Genomic DNA, 16,673 nt, shown 5'->3' with positions numbered 1-16,673 from the left:
TTGATGGTGGGCGCGGCCCCACCGCGGCCCGCCCCACCTGCGGGGGCCGCGGGGGCGCCCCGCACGGCTCCCCGTGTGGGGGACGGTCAGCGGGCGGCCCGGTTGACGGCCGAGACGACCGCCTTCAGCGAGGCGCGGGTGGTGTTGGCGTCGATGCCGATGCCCCACAGCACCTGGCCGTCGATGGCGCACTCGATGTACGAGGCGGCCTGCGCGGAGGCGCCCTCGCTCATCGTGTGCTCCTGGTAGTCCAGCAGCCGCGCGTCGATGCCGATCTTCGCCAGGGCGTCGAAGAAGGCCGAGATCGGACCGTTGCCGCTGCCTTCCAGGATCGTGTCGGTGCCGTCGACGGTCGCCTCGACCTTGAGGGTGTCCACCCCGTCGGTGTCGGTGGTCGACTGGCCGTTCCTGACCTGCAGCCGGCCCCAGGGGTTCTCCGGGTTCGGCAGGTACTCGTCCTGGAAGGTCGCCCAGATGTCGGCGCCGGTGATCTCGCCGCCCTCGGCGTCCGTCTTGGCCTGGATGATCTTGGAGAACTCGATCTGCATCCGGCGCGGCAGGTCCAGCTTGTGGTCGTTCTTCAGGACGTAGGAGACACCGCCCTTGCCGGACTGCGAGTTGACACGGATGACGGCCTCGTAGGAGCGGCCGACGTCCTTCGGGTCGATCGGCAGGTACGGGACGGCCCACTCGATGTCGTCGACGGTGACGCCCTTGGCCTTCGCGTCGGCCTCCATGGCGTCGAAGCCCTTCTTGATGGCGTCCTGGTGGGAGCCGGAGAAGGACGTGTAGACCAGGTCGCCCACGTACGGGTGGCGCGGGTGGACCTCCATCTGGTTGCAGTACTCCCACGTACGGCGGATCTCGTCGATGTCGGAGAAGTCGATCTGCGGGTCGACGCCCTGCGAGAACAGGTTCATGCCCAGGGTGACCAGGTCGACGTTGCCGGTGCGCTCGCCCTGCCCGAACAGGCAGCCCTCGACGCGGTCGGCGCCGGCCATCAGCGCCAGCTCGGCGGCGGCGACGGCGGTGCCGCGGTCGTTGTGCGGGTGGACGGACAGGCAGACGTACTCGCGGCGGGACAGGTTGCGGTGCATCCACTCGAAGCGGTCCGCGTGCGTGGACGGCGTGGAACGCTCCACGGTGGCGGGCAGGTTGAGGATGATCTCGCGGCCGGGGCCCGGCTGGTAGACGTCCATCACCGCCTCGCAGACCTCCAGGGCGAAGTCCAGCTCGGTGTCGGTGAAGATCTCGGGGCTGTACTGGTAGCCGAATTCGGTCTCGGGGCCCAGCAGTTTCTCCGCGTACTCCATCACCAGGCGGGTGCCGTCGACGGCGATCTGCTTGATGTCGTCCTTGGAGCCGCGGAAGACCACGCGGCGGAAGACGGGGGCCGTGGCGTTGTACAGGTGGACGGTGGCCCGCCTGGCGCCCTTCAGGGACTCCACCGTGCGCTCGATCAGGTCCTCGCGGGCCTGCGTCAGGACGGAGATGGTGACGTCGTCCGGGATGGCCTCGGGGTCCTCGATGATGGACCGTACGAAGTCGAAGTCCGTCTGGCCCGAGGCGGGGAAGCCGACCTCGATCTCCTTGTAGCCCATCTTGACCAGCTGGTCGAACATCCGGCGCTTGCGCTCGGGCGACATCGGGTCGATCAGGGCCTGGTTCCCGTCGCGCAGGTCGGTGGAGAGCCAGCGGGGAGCGGTGGTGACGCGCTGGTCGGGCCAGGTCCGGTCGGGGATGTCGACCTGCTCGTAGCGGCCGTACTTGTGGATCGGCATGGTGCTGGGCTGCTGGCGGTTCGCCATGTCTGCGGGGCTCCTCAGGATGTCCGGAAGGACGGCCGACGACGCAACGCGAAGCTCCGCGGGGAGGGAGTCGACCTGGACTACAGGCCCTCGCCGCGGCAGCTAAGAAGAAGCAGCCCGAAAAGCATGATGCGAAGCATGCTAGCCGAGCTCTCCGGTATGCGGCGGTCCATATCAGTATGCGGGACCGGCGACCTCGGGAGAGCTCCGAGAGCCTGTGCGAAAAGCCACAATCCGGGCACCCGTGCATAACACAGAGCAACCACGGAGGGTGACCAGATCCGCTTATTTCACCAATCATGGTCGCCGCTGGTGACATCCCCCTCACGCAGTGCAATGGTGCGGCTCATGACGACCAACGGGGGCTTCGAGCCCGTCTTCTGCACCGTCGTACCGCCGCACGTCCTGGACCGGCTGGCCCGGAACGACGACCCCGCGCTCTCCGGCCCGGCCCGCAGGACCCTGGTCCGCGACAGCGAGCTGCGCGGCCGGCGCCGGGTGACCACCGAGTTCGCGCTCGCCTCGGCGCCGCCCGTCAAGGCGCCGTCGGACCAGCCGCTGCGCACCGTCCACGACGCCGGGCACGGCACCGCCCTGCCCGGCACCAAGGTCCGCGGCGAGGGCGACGACCCCGGCCGGGACGCCACGGTCAACCGCGCCTACTCGGGGCTCGGCGCCACCTTCGAGCTGTTCCTGAGGGTGTACGGCCGGCACTCCATCGACGGCGACGGGCTCCCGCTGGACGCCACCGTCCACTACGACGAGGACTACAACAACGCCTTCTGGAACGGCGAGCAGATGGTGTTCGGTGACGGGGACGGCGAGATCTTCCTCGACTTCACGATCCCGATCGACGTCATCGGCCACGAACTCACCCACGGCGTCACCCAGTACACGGCCAACCTCACCTACTACGGGCAGCCGGGCGCGCTGAACGAGTCGATGTCCGACGTCTTCGGCTCCCTGATCAAGCAGTACACGCTCGGCCAGACCGCCGCCGAGGCCGACTGGCTGATCGGCGCGGGCCTGCTCGCCCCCGGCGTCTCCGGCAAGGCGCTGCGCTCGATGAAGGAGCCGGGCAGCGCGTACGACGACGACGTCCTCGGCAAGGACCCGCAGCCCGCCACGATGGACGACTACGTCCGCACCGGCCGGGACAACGGCGGCGTCCACATCAACTCCGGCATCCCCAACCACGCCTTCTACCTGGCCGCCACCGCCCTCGGCGGGCACGCCTGGGAACGGGCGGGGCAGATCTGGTTCGACGTCCTCACCGGCGGCGAGCTGCCGGACCGGGCGCTGTTCACCGACTTCGCGGTGCTCACCGTGAAGGCGGCGCGGGAGCGCTTCGGTGACGCCGGTGACGAGTTCCGGGCCGTCGCGAAGGCCTGGGAGCAGGTGGGGGTGCGGATCCCGTAGCGGCGTAATAGACAGGTCCCATGCGTATTCAGGTACGGCGCACGGGCGGGTTCGCGGGCATCGAGCGGCACGCGGAGCTGGACACCGCCGGGCGGCCGGACGCCGAGGAGTGGCACGCCCTGGCCGAGGGCGCGCTGGCGTCCGGCCGGGGCACTCCGTCGGTCGGGGTGCCGGACGGCTTCGGCTACGAGATCACCGTGGACGGCCGGACGGTGTACTGCGCCGACCCCCGGCTCACCGACGAGCAGCGCGCGCTCGTCTCCCGGGTGCTGAAGGAGGGCGCCTAGGGAACGGCCAGTTCTCGTAAGGGCGTTGACTTGACGCGCCGCCGGTGCCGATGATCCGGCGCATGGCGATCGACGAGCGCGCTGCGACCCGGCCGGTACCCCGTTTCCCGGACGGTTTCCTGTGGGGGGTGTCCACCTCGGCCCATCAGATCGAGGGCGCGGCGGAGCTGCGCGAGCGGTCCGTGTGGGACGCGTTCACGGCCGAGCCGGGGCGCGTGAAGGACGCCTCGACGGCCGAGGTGGCCTGCGACCACTACCACCGCTACCGCGAGGACGTGGCGCTGCTCGCCGGGCTCGGCGTGGACGCCTACCGGTTCTCGATCTCCTGGCCACGGGTGAACTCCCCGCAAGGGCTGGACTTCTACGACCGCCTGGTGGACGAGCTGTGCGCGGCGGGCGTGCGCCCGGTGCCGACGCTCTTCCACTGGGACCTGCCCGTCGCGCTGGACTGGCTGGAGCGGGACACGGCCGCCCGCTTCGCCGCGCACGTGTCCCGGGTGGCCGACCGCCTCGGCGACCGGGTCGGCACCTGGATCACCCTGAACGAACCGGCCGAGCACACCCTGCTGGGCCACGCCCTGGGCACCCACGCGCCCGGCCGGCGGCTGCTGTTCGACGCCCTGCCGGTCGCCCACCACCAGTTGCTGGCGCACGGGCTCGCCGTGCGGGCGCTGCGCGCGGCGGGTGCGACGGACGTCGGGATCACCAACTCGCACGGGCCGACCTGGCCGGCGTCGCGGGAGCAGGCGGACCTGGAGGCGGCGGACTTCTACGACCTGCTGCTGAACCGGCTGTTCGCCGACCCGCTGCTACTCGGCCGCTACCCGGACGGCATCGAGGCGCTCATGCCGGGGGACGTGGAGGCCGACCTGAAGGTCATCGCCGAACCGCTCGACTTCTACGGCGTCAACTACTACGCGCCGACCCGGGTGGGGGCGCCGCAGGGCACCGAGATCGAGTTCGGCGGGATCACCATGCCCGCCGAACTACCCTTCTCCGTACGGGACATCGAGGGCGTGCCCACGACCGACTTCGGCTGGCCGGTGGTGCCGGAGGGCCTGACGGAACTCCTCACCGGCTTCCGGGACCGCTACGGCGACCGTCTGCCGCCGGTCGTCATCACCGAGAACGGCTGCTCCTACGAGGGCGTCGACGACCAGGAGCGGATCGCCTACCTCGACGGGCACGTCCGCGCGCTGCACCGGGCCGTGGAGGCGGGCGTCGACGTGCGCGGCTACTTCGTGTGGTCCCTGCTGGACAACTTCGAGTGGGCCGAGGGGTACGCGCGCCGCTTCGGCCTGGTGCACGTCGACTTCGCCACGCAGCGGCGCACCCCGAAGGCGTCCTACCGCTGGTTCCGCGATCTGCTGCGGGCCCAGCGGCAGGCGCGGACCCCGGCCGGCTGACCGGCGTCACAGCACCCCGGCGTCCCGGGCGGTCCACACGCTCGGGTAGATCGGCCGGAAGCCGAGCTCGCGGCGGATGCGCCGGGTGTCCACGATGTTGTGCCACGGGTCGGGGTCGGTGTTGTCGTACAGCCCGGCGGGCACCTCCATGCCGTTGAGCTGGTACAGCTCCACGGTGGTGACGGGGGCGTCGTCGCCGACGTTGTAGATCCGGCCCGCGATGCCCGGCGTGTACAGCAGCCGCAGCAGGGCCTGGGCGACGTCCGCGTGGTGGGCCATGTGCAGCCGCTGCTGCGGGGCCCAGCGCGGCGCCCACGCCATGACGTCCGCCAGATGCGGGTCGCCCTCGCCGTAGACGAACGGGAGCCGGGCGATGCGCACGTCCAGGCCGTCCATCGCCAGCAGCGCCCGTTCGGCCTCGACCTTGGAGGCGGGGTAGGCGCCCCACATGTGCCCGCCGGACCTGCTCTCGTCCTCCTCGACCAGCGGGCGCCCGCGGCCGGTGCCGTACACGTTGTTCGTGCTGATCTGCACGAACCGCTCCACCCCGGCCGCCTGCGCGGCCCGTCCGAGCGCCACCGCGGCGTCCCGGTTGACCGCCCACGCCTCCTCGTCGGGCACGCCCCGGAAGGCCGCCGCGACGTTGACGACCGCGTCGACGCCGGCGACCGCCTTGCCGAGCGCCTCGGCGTCCCGCAGATCGCCGACGACGACCTCGGCGCCCAACTCGGCGAACCGCTCGCCCCGCGCCGCGTCCCGGACCAGCACCCTGATCCGGTCCCCCGCCCCGGCCTGCGCCAGCAGCCTGGGCACGAAGCGCCGGCCGACCTGTCCCGTCGTACCCGTCACCAGTGTCTGCATGATCTGCTCCTCTCGTCACCCCCCACCCTCGGACCGGTCCGGCGCGGGCGGGAGAGACCCGTCGATCGGGGGACCGGCGGTCCCTGGATACGGGGCGCGCCAAGGAGCACGCTGGAGGCATGAACCGAGCGGAACTCGCCGACTTCCTGCGCCGCGGCCGCGCCCGGCTGGCCCCGCCGGACGTGGGTCTCGCGCCCGGCTCCCGGCGCCGTACGCCGGGCCTGCGCCGGGAGGAGGTGGCGCAGCTGGCGGGCATGTCGGTGGACTACTACACACGGCTCGAGCAGTCCCGGGGCCCGCGTCCGTCCCGGCAGATGCTGACCGCGCTGGCCCGCGCGCTGCGGCTGACGGACGACGAGCGGGACCATCTGTTCCACCTGGCCGGCGAGGAGCCGCCGCGGCACGCGACGGGGTCGGAGCACGTGCGCCCCGGGCTGCTGCTGATCCTGGACCGGCTGCACGACACACCGGCCCAGGTGGTGACCGACCACGGCGAGGTGCTGGCGCAGAACGCGATGGCCCGGGCGCTGGTCGGGGACGTGATGTCCCGCCCGCCGCGCGAGCGCAACCTCACCCGGAACTTCTTCCTCGACCCGGACTCGCGCGCGCTGTTCCCCCCGGAGGACTTCGACGGCCTCGCGCGGTCCCAGGTGGCCAATCTGCGCGCGGTGGCCGCGGCCCGTCCCGACGACCCGGAGCCGGCCGGACTGGTCGCCGAACTGCTCGCGGGCAGCGAGGAGTTCGCCCGGCTGTGGGACGAGCACGAGGTGGCGCGGCGCGAGCACGCGACCAAGCGGTTCGTGCACTCGCTGGTCGGTCTGCTGGAGCTGGACTGCGAGGTCATGGTGAGCCACCGGCACCGCCACCTGTTGGTCGTGCACTCCGCCCGCCCCGGCACGGAGGCGCACGAACGCCTTCAGCTGCTGCGGGTGGTGGGGCTGCAGGACATGACGGCCGGCACGCGGTAGGGGTGCTACAGCGCGTCGGGGCCGCGCTCGCCGGTGCGGACCCGGACGACCGTCTCGACGGGCAGCACCCAGACCTTTCCGTCGCCGATCTTGCCCGTGCGCGCGGCCGTGAGGACGGCCTCGACGACGTCGTCGGCCACCGCGTCCTCGACGACCACCTCGATCCGCGTCTTCGGCACCAGGTCGACCTGGTACTCGGCGCCCCGGTACACCTCGGTGTGCCCGCGCTGGCGGCCGTGGCCGCTCGCCTCCGTCACGGTCAGACCGTGCACACCCAGCTCCCGCAGGGCGCTCTTGACCTCGTCGAGCCGGTACGGCTTGACGACCGCGGTGATCAGCTTCATGCCTGCTGGGGGGCCTTCCGGGCGGGGTGGGCGGACACGGGGCGTGGGGGGGCGCGGGGCGCCGGGCCCCGTGATCGTAGGCGCTCCGCGCACGCGGCGTAAGGGCACCGGGGGTCCTGGTGTGCGGCGGGGCTCCGGGGATCAGGGACAATGGGCGCCATGAGCGTTCGCAGCAAGTCTTCCGAGGCCCCGTCCGAGGCCCCCCACCGCGCGGGCTTCGCCTGCTTCGTGGGCCGTCCCAACGCGGGCAAGTCCACGCTGACGAACGCTCTGGTCGGCCAGAAGGTGGCGATCACCGCCGACCAGCCGCAGACCACGCGGCACACCGTGCGCGGCATCGTGCACCGGCCGGACGCGCAGCTGATCCTGGTGGACACCCCCGGCCTGCACAAGCCGCGCACCCTGCTGGGCGAGCGGCTGAACGACGTCGTCCGCACCACCTGGGCCGAGGTCGACGTGATCGGCTTCTGCCTCCCGGCGAACGAGAAGCTGGGTCCCGGCGACCGCTTCATCGCCAAGGAGCTCGCGTCGATCAAGAAGACGCCGAAGATCGCGATCGTCACGAAGACCGACCTGGTGGACGGCAAGACACTCGCCGCGCAGCTCATCGCGATCGACCAGCTCGGCAAGGAGCTGGGCTTCGAGTGGGCGGAGATCATCCCGGTGTCGGCGGTCTCCGGCACGCAGGTGGACCTGCTGGCCGACCTGATCGTCCCGCTGCTGCCGGAGGGCCCCGCCCTCTACCCGGACGGCGAGCTCACCGACGAGCCCGAGCAGGTCATGATCGCGGAGCTGATCCGCGAGGCCGCGCTGGAGGGTGTCCGCGACGAGCTGCCGCACTCCATCGCCGTCGTCGTGGAGGAGATGCTGCCCCGCGAGGACCGGCCCGCCGACAAGCCGCTGCTGGACATCCACGCCTTCGTCTACATCGAGCGCCCCAGCCAGAAGGGCATCATCATCGGCCCCAAGGGCAAGCGCCTGAAGGAGGTCGGCATCAAGTCCCGCAAGCAGATCGAGGCCCTGCTCGGCACCCCGGTCTTCCTGGACCTGCATGTCAAGGTGGCCAAGGACTGGCAGCGCGACCCCCGCCAGCTGCGCAAGCTGGGGTTCTGAGGCCCCTCCCTCTTCTGTCACGGCCGCCCCGGGAAAAGCCCTACGGCGTTGTCGGTCCCCCGGCGTACCCTGGAAAACGCCAGGCCGCCCGAGTGGCGGGCGAGTCGTTTCGAGGAGGACGAGCAAGGCCTTCAGAGCCGGCCCATGACTCAGACACCCACAGCTCACACACCCGCGCAGGGGCAGGCGAGAGCACAGTTCACCGTCCCCGCCCAGCACCCCATGGTGACCGTGCTGGGGTCCGGCGACTCCCTGCTGCGCGTGGTCGAGAAGGCCTTCCCGGCGGCCGACATCCATGTCCGGGGCAATGAGATCAGCGCGGTCGGCGACGCGGCGGAGGTCGCCCTCATCCAGCGCCTGTTCGACGAGATGATGCTGGTGCTCCGCACCGGGCAGCCGATGACGGAGGACGCAGTGGAACGCTCGATCGCCATGCTCAGAGCGAGTGACAACGGCGAGGGTGACGGCCAGGAGACCCCGGCCGAGGTGCTCACGCAGAACATCCTGTCCTCGCGCGGGCGCACCATCCGCCCCAAGACGCTCAACCAGAAGCGGTACGTCGACGCCATAGACAAGCACACGATCGTCTTCGGCATCGGCCCCGCCGGTACGGGCAAGACCTATCTGGCCATGGCCAAGGCGGTGCAGGCCCTGCAGTCCAAGCAGGTCAACCGCATCATCCTGACCCGGCCCGCGGTCGAGGCGGGCGAGCGGCTGGGCTTCCTGCCGGGCACGCTCTACGAAAAGATCGACCCCTATCTGCGCCCGCTGTACGACGCGCTGCACGACATGCTCGACCCCGACTCGATCCCGCGGCTCATGGCGGCCGGGACGATCGAGGTCGCGCCGCTCGCCTACATGCGCGGCCGCACGCTGAATGACGCCTTCATCATCCTGGACGAGGCCCAGAACACGAGCCCCGAGCAGATGAAGATGTTCCTCACCCGCCTGGGCTTCGACTCGAAGATCGTCATCACCGGTGACGTCACCCAGGTCGACCTCCCGGACGGCACCAAGTCCGGTCTGCGGCAGGTGCAGGACATCCTGGACGGCGTCGACGACGTCCACTTCTCGCGTCTGTCGTCGCAGGATGTCGTCCGGCACAAGCTGGTCGGCCGTATCGTCGACGCGTACGAGAAGTACGACAGCACGCACGGCACCCAGAACGGCACCCACAAGGGGCCGAACCGGGGCAAGTCCGGGCACAAGGGGAAGTAGACCGAGCACCAGCATGTCGATCGACGTCAACAACGAGTCCGGCACCGAGGTCGACGAGCAGGCGATCCTCGACATCGCCCGCTACGCCCTGGGGCGGATGCGCATCCACCCGCTGTCCGAGCTCTCGGTGATCGTGGTGGACGCCGACGCCATGGAGCAGCTCCACATCCAGTGGATGGACCTGCCCGGGCCCACCGATGTCATGTCGTTCCCCATGGACGAGCTGCGGCCCCCGTCCAAGGACGACGACGAGCCCCCGCAGGGGCTGCTCGGCGACATCGTGCTGTGCCCGGAGGTCGCCGCGAAGCAGGGCGCCGAGGCGCCCACGCAGCACAGCATGGACGAGGAGCTGCAGCTGCTCACCGTCCACGGTGTGCTGCACCTGCTCGGCTACGACCACGAGGAGCCCGACGAGAAGGCCGAGATGTTCGGTCTGCAGGCGGCCATCGTGGACGGCTGGCGCGCGGAGAAGGGCCTGACCGGCCCCTCCCCGGCCCCGACCGTGTCATGAGTCTGCCGCTCGTCGCCGGCGCGATCGCCCTGGTCGTCGTCGCCTGGCTCGCCGCCTGCGCGGAGGCGGGCCTGGCGCGCGTCTCCAGCTTCCGCGCCGAGGAGGCCGTCCGCGGCGGCCGACGGGGCAGCGCGAAGCTGGCCCAGGTCGCCGCCGACCCGACCCGCTATCTGAACGTGGCGCTGCTGGTCCGCGTCACCTGCGAGATGGCGGCGGCGGCCATCGTCACGTACGCCTGCCTCCAGGAGTTCTCCGGGACGACGCAGGCCCTGCTGGTCGCCATCGGCGTCATGGTCCTCGTGTCGTACGTGGCCGTCGGGGTCTCGCCGCGCACCATCGGCCGGCAGCACCCGCTGAACACGGCGACGGTGGCGGCGTACGTGCTGCTGCCGCTCGCGCGGATCATGGGCCCCATCCCGTCGCTGCTGATCCTCGTCGGCAACGCCCTCACCCCCGGCAAGGGCTTCCGCCGCGGTCCCTTCGCCTCCGAGGCGGAGCTGCGCGCGCTGGTCGACCTGGCGGAGGCGGAGTCGCTGATCGAGGCCGAGGAGCGCCGGATGGTGCACTCGGTCTTCGAGCTCGGCGACACCCTGGTGCGCGAGGTGATGGTTCCGCGCACGGACCTGATCGTGATCGAGCGGTACAAGACGATCCGCCAGGCCCTCACCCTCGCCCTGCGCTCCGGGTTCTCCCGGATCCCGGTCGTCGGGGAGAGCGAGGACGACGTGGTCGGGATCGTGTACCTGAAGGACCTGGCCCGCAAGACGCACATCTCGCGGGACGCGGAGAGCGAGCTGGTGTCCACCGCGATGCGCCCGGCGGTCTTCGTGCCGGACACCAAGAACGCCGGTGACCTGCTGCGCGAGATGCAGAAGGAGCGCAACCACGTCGCCGTCGTCATCGACGAGTACGGCGGCACCGCCGGCATCGTCACCATCGAGGACATCCTCGAGGAGATCGTCGGCGAGATCACCGACGAGTACGACCGTGAGCTGCCGCCCGTGGAGGTGCTCGGCGACGACCGCTACCGGGTGACCGCCCGTCTGGACATCACCGACCTGGGTGAGCTGTACGGCCTCGACGAGTACGACGACGAGGACGTGGAGACGGTCGGCGGTCTGCTCGCGAAGGCGCTGGGCCGGGTCCCGATCGCCGAGGCGTCGTCCACGGTGGAGCTGCCCGACGGACGGGAGCTGCGGCTGACGGCGGAGGCCGCGGCCGGCCGGCGGAACAAGATCGTGACCGTGCTCGTGGAGCCGGTGGCCCCGGTGGCGGCCCCCGCGGAGGAGACGGGTCAGGAGTGACACCTCAGGAGCTGCGGGCGCTGTGCCTGTCGTTCAACGCCGTGGTGGAGGAGTTCCCGTTCAACCCGGACACCTCCGTCTTCAAGGTGCTCGGCAAGCTGTTCGCGCTGACGAACCTCGACGCCCGGCCCCTGACGGTGAACCTGAAGTGCGACCCGGAGGACGCGGTGCGGCTGCGCGCCGACCACCCCGGTCTGATCATCCCCGGCTACCACATGAACAAGCGGCACTGGAACACGGTGACGGTGGACGGCGAGCTCCCGGACCGGCTGGTCCGGGAGCTCGTGGAGGACTCGTACGACCTGGTCGTGGCCGGTCTACCGCGTGCCGAGCGGCTCCGTCTCGACCGTCCCTGAGGCCCGCGTCCGGCGGGTGCGCAGACCGGCGGCGACGAGGACGGCGGCGGCCAGCACGATCCCGGTGTCCAGCGCCATGACCGTCCGGGTGCCGCCGAGCAGGTCGCCGGAGGTGGTGGCGAGGACGCCGAGCAGCGGGACGCCGACGGTGATGCCGACCTGCTGGGTCGAGGTGACCAGGCCGGTGGCCAGGCCCTGCTCCTCGTCGGGGACGCCCGAGGTGACGGTCAGGCCGTAGGAGATGATCGCGCCCAGGTGGAACACGCTGGCCAGCGACACGGCCGCCGTGGCGAGCCAGACGGACCAGGAGTGCGCGTCCAGGAGCAGCAGTCCGCCGGTGAAGAGTCCCTGTCCGGCGAGGGAGACGACGAGCGTACGGCGTGCCCCGAGCCGGCCGACGAAGCGCGGCGTGAGCGATCCCGCGGCCACCGAGGCGATGCCCTGGACGCCGAAGACCAGGCCGGTCTCCCAGGCCGACAGACCCAGGACGCCCTGCAGGTAGAGGGTGAGGACGAAGACCACCGTCGACATCATCGAGAAGGTCACCAGACCGCCCAGGTTGCCCCAGGCCACCGTGCGGCGGCGCAGCATCGGCAGGGAGACCAGCGGCTCCGGGGTGCGGGACTCGATCACCGCGAACGAAGTCAGCAGGGCGGCGCCCAGGACGAGGGTGGCGAGGACGTCGGCGCGGGCGAAGCCGTGGTCGGCGGCGGTCGTCAGGGCGTAGATCAAGGCCAGCAGACCGCCGGTGACGGTGACCGCGCCGGGCACGTCCAGGTGCGGCCGGGAGGGCGTGCGGGACTCCGGCAGCAGGCCGGGCGCGAGGGGCAGCACGACCAGCGCGAACAGGGCGAGCAGGCCCATCGTGGAGCGCCAGCCGAGGGTGTCGGTGAGGACGCCGCCGGCGACCACGCCGATGGTGAAGCCGAGGGACATCAGCGTCCCGGAGATGCCGAGCGCCCGGTCGCGGGCGGGGCCCTCGGCGAAGGTCGTCGTCAGCAGGGACATGCCGGTCGGCACGATCATGGCGGCGCCGAGGCCCTGCAGGGCCCGTCCGGCGAGGAAGGACGCCGGGTCCCAGGCGAGGGTCGCGAGCACGGAGGCCGCGGCGAACAGGCCGAGCCCGACGAGGAAGAGGCGGCGGCGGCCGTACAGGTCGCCGATGCGGCCGAACAGGAGCAGGAAGCCGCCGGACGGCAGGGCGAACGCGGTGACCGCCCACTGGAGCGCCGACCGGTCCATGCCGAGGTCGGCCCCGAGGACGGGCAGGGCGACGTTCAGGACGGAGAAGTCGAGGGCCACCATGAACTGGGCGGCACACAGGACGAACAGGACGAGCTTGTCGCGCCGTGACATCCGGGGGGTGCCGGGCGGTGGGGACGGGAGGGGGGTGGTGAGGTCGGTGTCGATCGCCATGGACATGAGCCTCCCGCTCGCGGAATAGTCGTGGGGAGCGGCAAGTTGTCCTGGTGGTGGCACCACCAGCCGACGCGACAGGGGGGATCGGCACGTGTCCGGGGGCACGCTGAAGAGTCATCGGCGGCGCGAGCTGCGTGAGTTCCTGATGAGCAGGAGGGCCCGGGTCTCCCCGGGCGAGGCCGGTCTGCCGGACGGCGGTGCGCGGCGCCGCACTCCGGGGCTGCGGCGCGAGGAGGTCGCCGTGCTCGCGGGCGTGGGCGCCTCCTGGTACCAGTGGCTGGAGCAGGGCCGGGACATCTCGGTCTCCCCGCAGGTGCTGGACTCCGTGGCACGGGTGCTGCGGCTGAGCAACGCCGAGCGCCGGCATCTGTACGTGCTGGCCGGGCTCAATCCCCCGGCGGCCGAAGTCGCCCCGGACAAGCGGGAGATGTGCGAGGGGCTGCGGCGGCTGATCGACACGTGGATGCCCAATCCGGCGCACATCATGGACCGTTACTACAACGGCGTGATGTACAACGAGGCGGCCTCGACCGTGCTGGGCATGCGGCCGGGCCTGCGGTGGAACTGCCTGATCGACTTCTTCACCGACCCGATGTACCGGACTCGGTCCCGGAGTTGGGCGGAGAACGCCTCCTCGGTCGTCGCCCAGTTCCGCGCCCTGTGCATGGCCAACCCCGACGACGAGGGGTTCCAGGAGGTGCTGGCCGAGGCGAGGGCGTCCAGCCCGGAGTTCGCCGAGCTGTGGGAGCGCCGGGACATCGAGGACGCGGGGCAGATCCGCAAGGAGCTGGACCACCCGCTGGTCGGGGTGCTGACCATGGAGTCGAGCGTGATGCAGATGCCGGTGCGCCCGGATCTGTCGATCGTGCTGCACACCCCGCTGGACGAGGCGACGGCGGCGAAGCTGCGGTGGCTGGCCTCGCCGGAGGCGCGGCGCGGGGCGATGTACCCCGTGGCCGGATGAGTCCGCCGGTGCTCCGTATGCTCGGGACATGACCGACAGCAACGCGCTCGACCCCGAGGACCGCAAGATCGTCACCCTGGCCCGTTCCGCGCGGGCCCGCAACGGTGTGCCCGAGGGCGCGGCCGTACGCGACGAGACCGGCCGGACGTATGTCGCCGGGACCGTCGCCCTGGACTCCCTGAAGCTGAGCGCGCTGCGCACGGCGGTGGCGATGGCGGTGGCGTCGGGCGCGAAGTCGCTGGAGGCGGCGGCGGTCGTGACCGAGGAGGCGGGCGCCCGCTCCGAGGACCTCGCGGCGGTGCGCGACCTGGGCGGACCGGGAACCCCGGTCCTGGTGGCGGGCCCGGACGGCACGGTGCGCACGACGGTCCAGGCGGACTGAGACCGATCCGCCGGTCGGGCCGGGCGACTCGCTCAGGCCGGCGGTCCGGTCAGGCCGAGCGGCGGAAGCCGATCGTCGGGACCGCCCGGCGCAGCGGCCACGGCCGCCCCGCGTCCTTGGGCACCAGGTCCGCGAGGAACGCGTACCGGCGCAGGGCCTCGCGGTCCTGGCCTTCCAGGGACCGCACCTGGCGCCACCAGGCGCCGATCTCCGCCCAGCCCGGCGCCGACAGGGAGCCGCCGAACTCCTGGACGGAGAGGGCGGCGGTCAGCCCGGCGAAGGCGAGGCGGTCGGCGAGCGGCCAGCCCGCGAGGGTGCCGGTGACGAACCCGGCCACGAAGACGTCGCCGGCCCCGGTCGGGTCCAGCGCCTCGACGGCGATCGCCGGCACGACGGCCGTCTCGCCGGTCCGCCCGTCGACCGCGTACGCGCCCTCCGCGCCGAGGGTGACCACGGCGACCGGCACATGGTCGGTGAGGGCGTGGGCGGCCTCCCGGGGGGACCGCGTGCCGGTGTACCGCGTGGCCTCCTCGGCGTTGGGCAGGAACGCCTCGCAGTGCTCCAGGTCGGCGAGCCCCGCCAGGTCCCAGGCGCCGGTGTCGTCCCAGCCGACGTCGGCGAAGACCCGGGTGCCCCTGCTCGCGGCCTGCGCGATCCAGGGGGCCCGGGTGCCGGGCACCAGGGAGGCGACGGCGGCCCGGGCGCGGGGCGGGCAGTCCGGCGCGGGCTCCTCCGGGGGCGGTTCGTGCCCGTGGGAGACCATGGTGCGCTCCCCCTCGTACGCCATGGAGACGGTGACCGGCGAGTGCCAGCCGGGGACCGTGCGCGAGGGCGAGAGGTCGATGCCCTCGCCCTGCTCCAGCGCGTCCCAGCAGTAGTCGCCGTAGTGGTCGTCGCCGAAGGCCGCGGCGAGCGACGTCTTCAGGCCGAGGCGGGCGAGCGCGGTCGCCATGTTGGCCACGCCGCCGGGGCTGGAGCCCATGCCGCGCGCCCAGGACTCGGTGCCGCGCACCGGAGCCGAGTCGAGGCCGGTGAAGATGATGTCGAGGAAGACCGTGCCGGTCAGATACACGTCCCAGGGCGGGTCGGCGGGCCCGCGCAGGCCCGCGAGGGGGTCGACTTGGGCCCGCCGGTACGGCCCCTTGACCGGGGGCGGCGGCCCCTGCGGCGCGGGTCCCTCTCCGGTGGGCGCGGTGGGCGTGGTCACGGTGCGCTCCCTGGCGTGGTCCTGATCTGGCCAGTGTGCACCACGCCACGGACAACGCCACGCGTTCCCCGCCCGGCACGACCGTCAGGTCACGGGGTCGCGCCCACGAGGGCGAGTCCGGTCACGAGGAGGGCGCGCAGATCGGCCAGGTCGGCGGACGACGGATCGGTCAGCGGGGCGCGGACCGGGCCGACGGGGCGACCGCGCAGCCGGGCGGCGGCCTTGACGAGGGACACGGCGTAGCCGGGCACGCGGTCGCGGATCTCGGCGAGCGGGACGTAGAAGTCGCGCAGCAGGGCGGTGGTGGTGCCGTCGTCGCCGTCCCGGAGCGCGGCGAAGAAGGCGTCGGCGATCTCGGGCGCGAAGGCGTGGACGGCGGAGGAGTAGGCGGGGACACCGACGGCGGCGTAGGCGCGGGCCTGGAGTTCGGCGGTGGAGGCGCCGTTGAAGAACAGGAAGCCCTCGGGGGCGGCGAGGGTGAGGCGCTGGAGCCGGTCGAGGTCGCCGTGGCCGTCCTTGAGGCCGACGACCCCGGGGACACGGGCGATGCGGGCGAGCGCGGCGGGGGTGTAGGCGACCGGTCCGCGCTGGTAGGCGATGAGCGGCAGCCGGGTCCGGGCGGCGAGCGCCTCCAGCTGGCCGACGAGGCCGTCCTGCGGGGCGGCGACGAGGTAGTGGGGCAGCACGAGGAGGGCGTCGGCGCCGGCCTCCTCGGCGATGCGGGCGAACCGGGCGGCCTGCGCCCAGCCGTAGCCGACGCCGGCGACGACGGGCACGTGTCCGGCCGTCTCCTCGACGGCGGCGGTGACGACGGCCCGGTACTCGTCCTCGTCCAGGGAGAAGAACTCGCCGGTGCCACAGGCCGGGAAGACGGCGCCCGGTCCGGACGCCAGCTGGACGGCCAGGTGCGCGCGGAAGCCGTCCTCGTCGAGCGATCCGTCGGCGTGGAAGCTCGTGAGCGGGAAGGACAGCACGCCGCGGGCCATGCCGTCCCGCAGCCGTCCGACGGTGTCCGTGGCCCGGTCGGTGTCCGTGGCGAGGCCCACGCCGATCATCTCCTCCTATGAATGCTGTCCATATATGAGAACGTAGATTAGGTGAGTGAA

The 16,673-nt window shown here is 72.0% G+C and carries 17 protein-coding genes; 11 read left to right on the top strand and 6 right to left on the bottom strand.

Translation table 11 applies throughout. The features are described from left to right. Nucleotides 1-86: 86 nt before the first annotated feature. Nucleotides 87-1,808 (bottom strand): 2-isopropylmalate synthase, encoded by a 1,722-nt coding sequence (leuA, locus tag ACFV46_RS01665; RefSeq protein ID WP_361923811.1) that lies wholly within the window; start codon nt 1,806-1,808, stop codon nt 87-89. A gap of 348 nt (nt 1,809-2,156) precedes the next feature. Between leuA and ACFV46_RS01660 the strand changes: the two genes are divergently transcribed. Genes ACFV46_RS01660 through ACFV46_RS01650 form a run of 3 tightly spaced genes read left to right on the top strand, consistent with a single transcriptional unit; the run spans nt 2,157 to nt 4,920 of the window. Continuing rightward, nucleotides 2,157-3,227: a M4 family metallopeptidase gene (locus ACFV46_RS01660; protein ID WP_385496693.1), complete on the top strand. Its 1,071-nt coding sequence runs from the start codon at nt 2,157-2,159 to the stop codon at nt 3,225-3,227. Between the two features lie 20 nt (nt 3,228-3,247). Continuing rightward, a complete protein-coding gene (locus tag ACFV46_RS01655) occupies nt 3,248-3,514 on the top strand; it encodes a protealysin inhibitor emfourin (RefSeq protein WP_385496692.1) in 267 nt (88 codons plus the stop codon). A 50-nt stretch (nt 3,515-3,564) separates the two neighbouring features. Next, nucleotides 3,565-4,920, top strand: coding sequence for a GH1 family beta-glucosidase (locus ACFV46_RS01650; RefSeq protein ID WP_376726810.1), 1,356 nt, complete (start codon nt 3,565-3,567; stop codon nt 4,918-4,920). Nucleotides 4,921-4,926: 6 nt separating this feature from the next. Here ACFV46_RS01650 and ACFV46_RS01645 read toward each other — a convergent pair whose 3' ends face one another. Continuing rightward, entirely contained in the window at nt 4,927-5,781 is an 855-nt protein-coding gene (locus ACFV46_RS01645; RefSeq protein WP_361923819.1) for an NAD(P)-dependent oxidoreductase, read from the bottom strand. Nucleotides 5,782-5,900: 119 nt separating this feature from the next. On the opposite strand from ACFV46_RS01645, the gene ACFV46_RS01640 reads away from it, so the two are divergent. Next, complete coding sequence (locus ACFV46_RS01640) at nt 5,901-6,749, top strand: helix-turn-helix transcriptional regulator (protein ID WP_385496690.1); 849 nt, start codon at nt 5,901-5,903, stop codon at nt 6,747-6,749. Nucleotides 6,750-6,754: 5 nt separating this feature from the next. Here the strand turns inward: ACFV46_RS01640 and ACFV46_RS01635 are convergent, their stop codons facing one another. Then, nucleotides 6,755-7,093: a P-II family nitrogen regulator gene (locus ACFV46_RS01635; RefSeq protein ID WP_361923823.1), complete on the bottom strand. Its 339-nt coding sequence runs from the start codon at nt 7,091-7,093 to the stop codon at nt 6,755-6,757. 150 nt (nt 7,094-7,243) lie between these two features. Between ACFV46_RS01635 and era the strand changes: the two genes are divergently transcribed. The 5 genes from era to ACFV46_RS01610 all read left to right on the top strand — a co-directional run bounded on the left by era (nt 7,244) and on the right by ACFV46_RS01610 (nt 11,595). Then, nucleotides 7,244-8,206: a GTPase Era gene (era, locus tag ACFV46_RS01630; protein WP_361923825.1), complete on the top strand. Its 963-nt coding sequence runs from the start codon at nt 7,244-7,246 to the stop codon at nt 8,204-8,206. Nucleotides 8,207-8,350: 144 nt separating this feature from the next. Then, nucleotides 8,351-9,424 (top strand): PhoH family protein, encoded by a 1,074-nt coding sequence (locus ACFV46_RS01625; RefSeq protein ID WP_376726560.1) that lies wholly within the window; start codon nt 8,351-8,353, stop codon nt 9,422-9,424. A gap of 13 nt (nt 9,425-9,437) precedes the next feature. Beyond that, nucleotides 9,438-9,935, top strand: coding sequence for an rRNA maturation RNase YbeY (gene ybeY, locus ACFV46_RS01620; RefSeq protein ID WP_062669419.1), 498 nt, complete (start codon nt 9,438-9,440; stop codon nt 9,933-9,935). Further along, nucleotides 9,932-11,239 (top strand): hemolysin family protein, encoded by a 1,308-nt coding sequence (locus ACFV46_RS01615; RefSeq protein ID WP_376726561.1) that lies wholly within the window; start codon nt 9,932-9,934, stop codon nt 11,237-11,239. Before ybeY ends, ACFV46_RS01615 begins: the two co-directional genes overlap by 4 nt. Continuing rightward, nucleotides 11,236-11,595: an MmcQ/YjbR family DNA-binding protein gene (locus ACFV46_RS01610; RefSeq protein ID WP_376726562.1), complete on the top strand. Its 360-nt coding sequence runs from the start codon at nt 11,236-11,238 to the stop codon at nt 11,593-11,595. The genes ACFV46_RS01615 and ACFV46_RS01610 overlap by 4 nt, the downstream gene beginning before the upstream one ends. Here the strand turns inward: ACFV46_RS01610 and ACFV46_RS01605 are convergent. Further along, nucleotides 11,557-13,011 carry an MFS transporter gene (locus ACFV46_RS01605; RefSeq protein ID WP_385496689.1) on the bottom strand — a complete coding sequence of 485 codons (1,455 nt, stop codon included), beginning with the start codon at nt 13,009-13,011 and terminating at the stop codon, nt 11,557-11,559. The two genes, ACFV46_RS01610 and ACFV46_RS01605, sit on opposite strands and share 39 nt — an antisense overlap. A 148-nt stretch (nt 13,012-13,159) precedes the next feature. Between ACFV46_RS01605 and ACFV46_RS01600 the strand changes: the two genes are divergently transcribed. Beyond that, nucleotides 13,160-13,978 (top strand): helix-turn-helix transcriptional regulator, encoded by an 819-nt coding sequence (locus tag ACFV46_RS01600; RefSeq protein ID WP_376726811.1) that lies wholly within the window; start codon nt 13,160-13,162, stop codon nt 13,976-13,978. Nucleotides 13,979-14,006: 28 nt separating this feature from the next. After that, nucleotides 14,007-14,360 carry a cytidine deaminase gene (locus tag ACFV46_RS01595; RefSeq protein ID WP_376726564.1) on the top strand — a complete coding sequence of 118 codons (354 nt, stop codon included), beginning with the start codon at nt 14,007-14,009 and terminating at the stop codon, nt 14,358-14,360. 49 nt (nt 14,361-14,409) lie between these two features. Here ACFV46_RS01595 and ACFV46_RS01590 read toward each other — a convergent pair whose 3' ends face one another. Further along, nucleotides 14,410-15,567 (bottom strand): carbohydrate kinase family protein, encoded by a 1,158-nt coding sequence (locus ACFV46_RS01590; protein ID WP_385496688.1) that lies wholly within the window; start codon nt 15,565-15,567, stop codon nt 14,410-14,412. 89 nt (nt 15,568-15,656) lie between these two features. Then, entirely contained in the window at nt 15,657-16,622 is a 966-nt protein-coding gene (locus ACFV46_RS01585) for a 5-dehydro-4-deoxyglucarate dehydratase (protein ID WP_385496687.1), read from the bottom strand. Nucleotides 16,623-16,673 lie beyond the last annotated feature (51 nt).

Source organism: Streptomyces sp. NPDC059852 (genome assembly GCF_042731455.1).
Lineage (GTDB): Bacteria > Actinomycetota > Actinomycetes > Streptomycetales > Streptomycetaceae > Streptomyces.
Note: the sequence above shows the minus strand (reverse complement) of the source record. Positions and strands in the feature narration are given on the sequence as shown.

Bases quoted from the DNA above. Each gene is read 5' to 3' on its own strand.
- ACFV46_RS01585 (WP_385496687.1), bottom strand. From the start codon at position 16,622: ATGATCGGCGTGGGCCTCGCCACGGACACCGACCGGGCCACGGACACC.
- ACFV46_RS01650 (WP_376726810.1), top strand. From the start codon at position 3,565: ATGATCCGGCGCATGGCGATCGACGAGCGCGCTGCGACCCGGCCGGTA.
- ACFV46_RS01640 (WP_385496690.1), top strand. From the start codon at position 5,901: ATGAACCGAGCGGAACTCGCCGACTTCCTGCGCCGCGGCCGCGCCCGG.
- ACFV46_RS01625 (WP_376726560.1), top strand. From the start codon at position 8,351: ATGACTCAGACACCCACAGCTCACACACCCGCGCAGGGGCAGGCGAGA.
- ACFV46_RS01595 (WP_376726564.1), top strand. From the start codon at position 14,007: ATGACCGACAGCAACGCGCTCGACCCCGAGGACCGCAAGATCGTCACC.
- ACFV46_RS01635 (WP_361923823.1), bottom strand. From the start codon at position 7,093: ATGAAGCTGATCACCGCGGTCGTCAAGCCGTACCGGCTCGACGAGGTC.
- ACFV46_RS01605 (WP_385496689.1), bottom strand. From the start codon at position 13,011: ATGGCGATCGACACCGACCTCACCACCCCCCTCCCGTCCCCACCGCCC.
- ACFV46_RS01600 (WP_376726811.1), top strand. From the start codon at position 13,160: ATGAGCAGGAGGGCCCGGGTCTCCCCGGGCGAGGCCGGTCTGCCGGAC.
- era (WP_361923825.1), top strand. From the start codon at position 7,244: ATGGGCGCCATGAGCGTTCGCAGCAAGTCTTCCGAGGCCCCGTCCGAG.
- ybeY (WP_062669419.1), top strand. From the start codon at position 9,438: ATGTCGATCGACGTCAACAACGAGTCCGGCACCGAGGTCGACGAGCAG.
- ACFV46_RS01660 (WP_385496693.1), top strand. From the start codon at position 2,157: ATGACGACCAACGGGGGCTTCGAGCCCGTCTTCTGCACCGTCGTACCG.
- ACFV46_RS01615 (WP_376726561.1), top strand. From the start codon at position 9,932: ATGAGTCTGCCGCTCGTCGCCGGCGCGATCGCCCTGGTCGTCGTCGCC.
- ACFV46_RS01645 (WP_361923819.1), bottom strand. From the start codon at position 5,781: ATGCAGACACTGGTGACGGGTACGACGGGACAGGTCGGCCGGCGCTTC.
- ACFV46_RS01655 (WP_385496692.1), top strand. From the start codon at position 3,248: ATGCGTATTCAGGTACGGCGCACGGGCGGGTTCGCGGGCATCGAGCGG.
- leuA (WP_361923811.1), bottom strand. From the start codon at position 1,808: ATGGCGAACCGCCAGCAGCCCAGCACCATGCCGATCCACAAGTACGGC.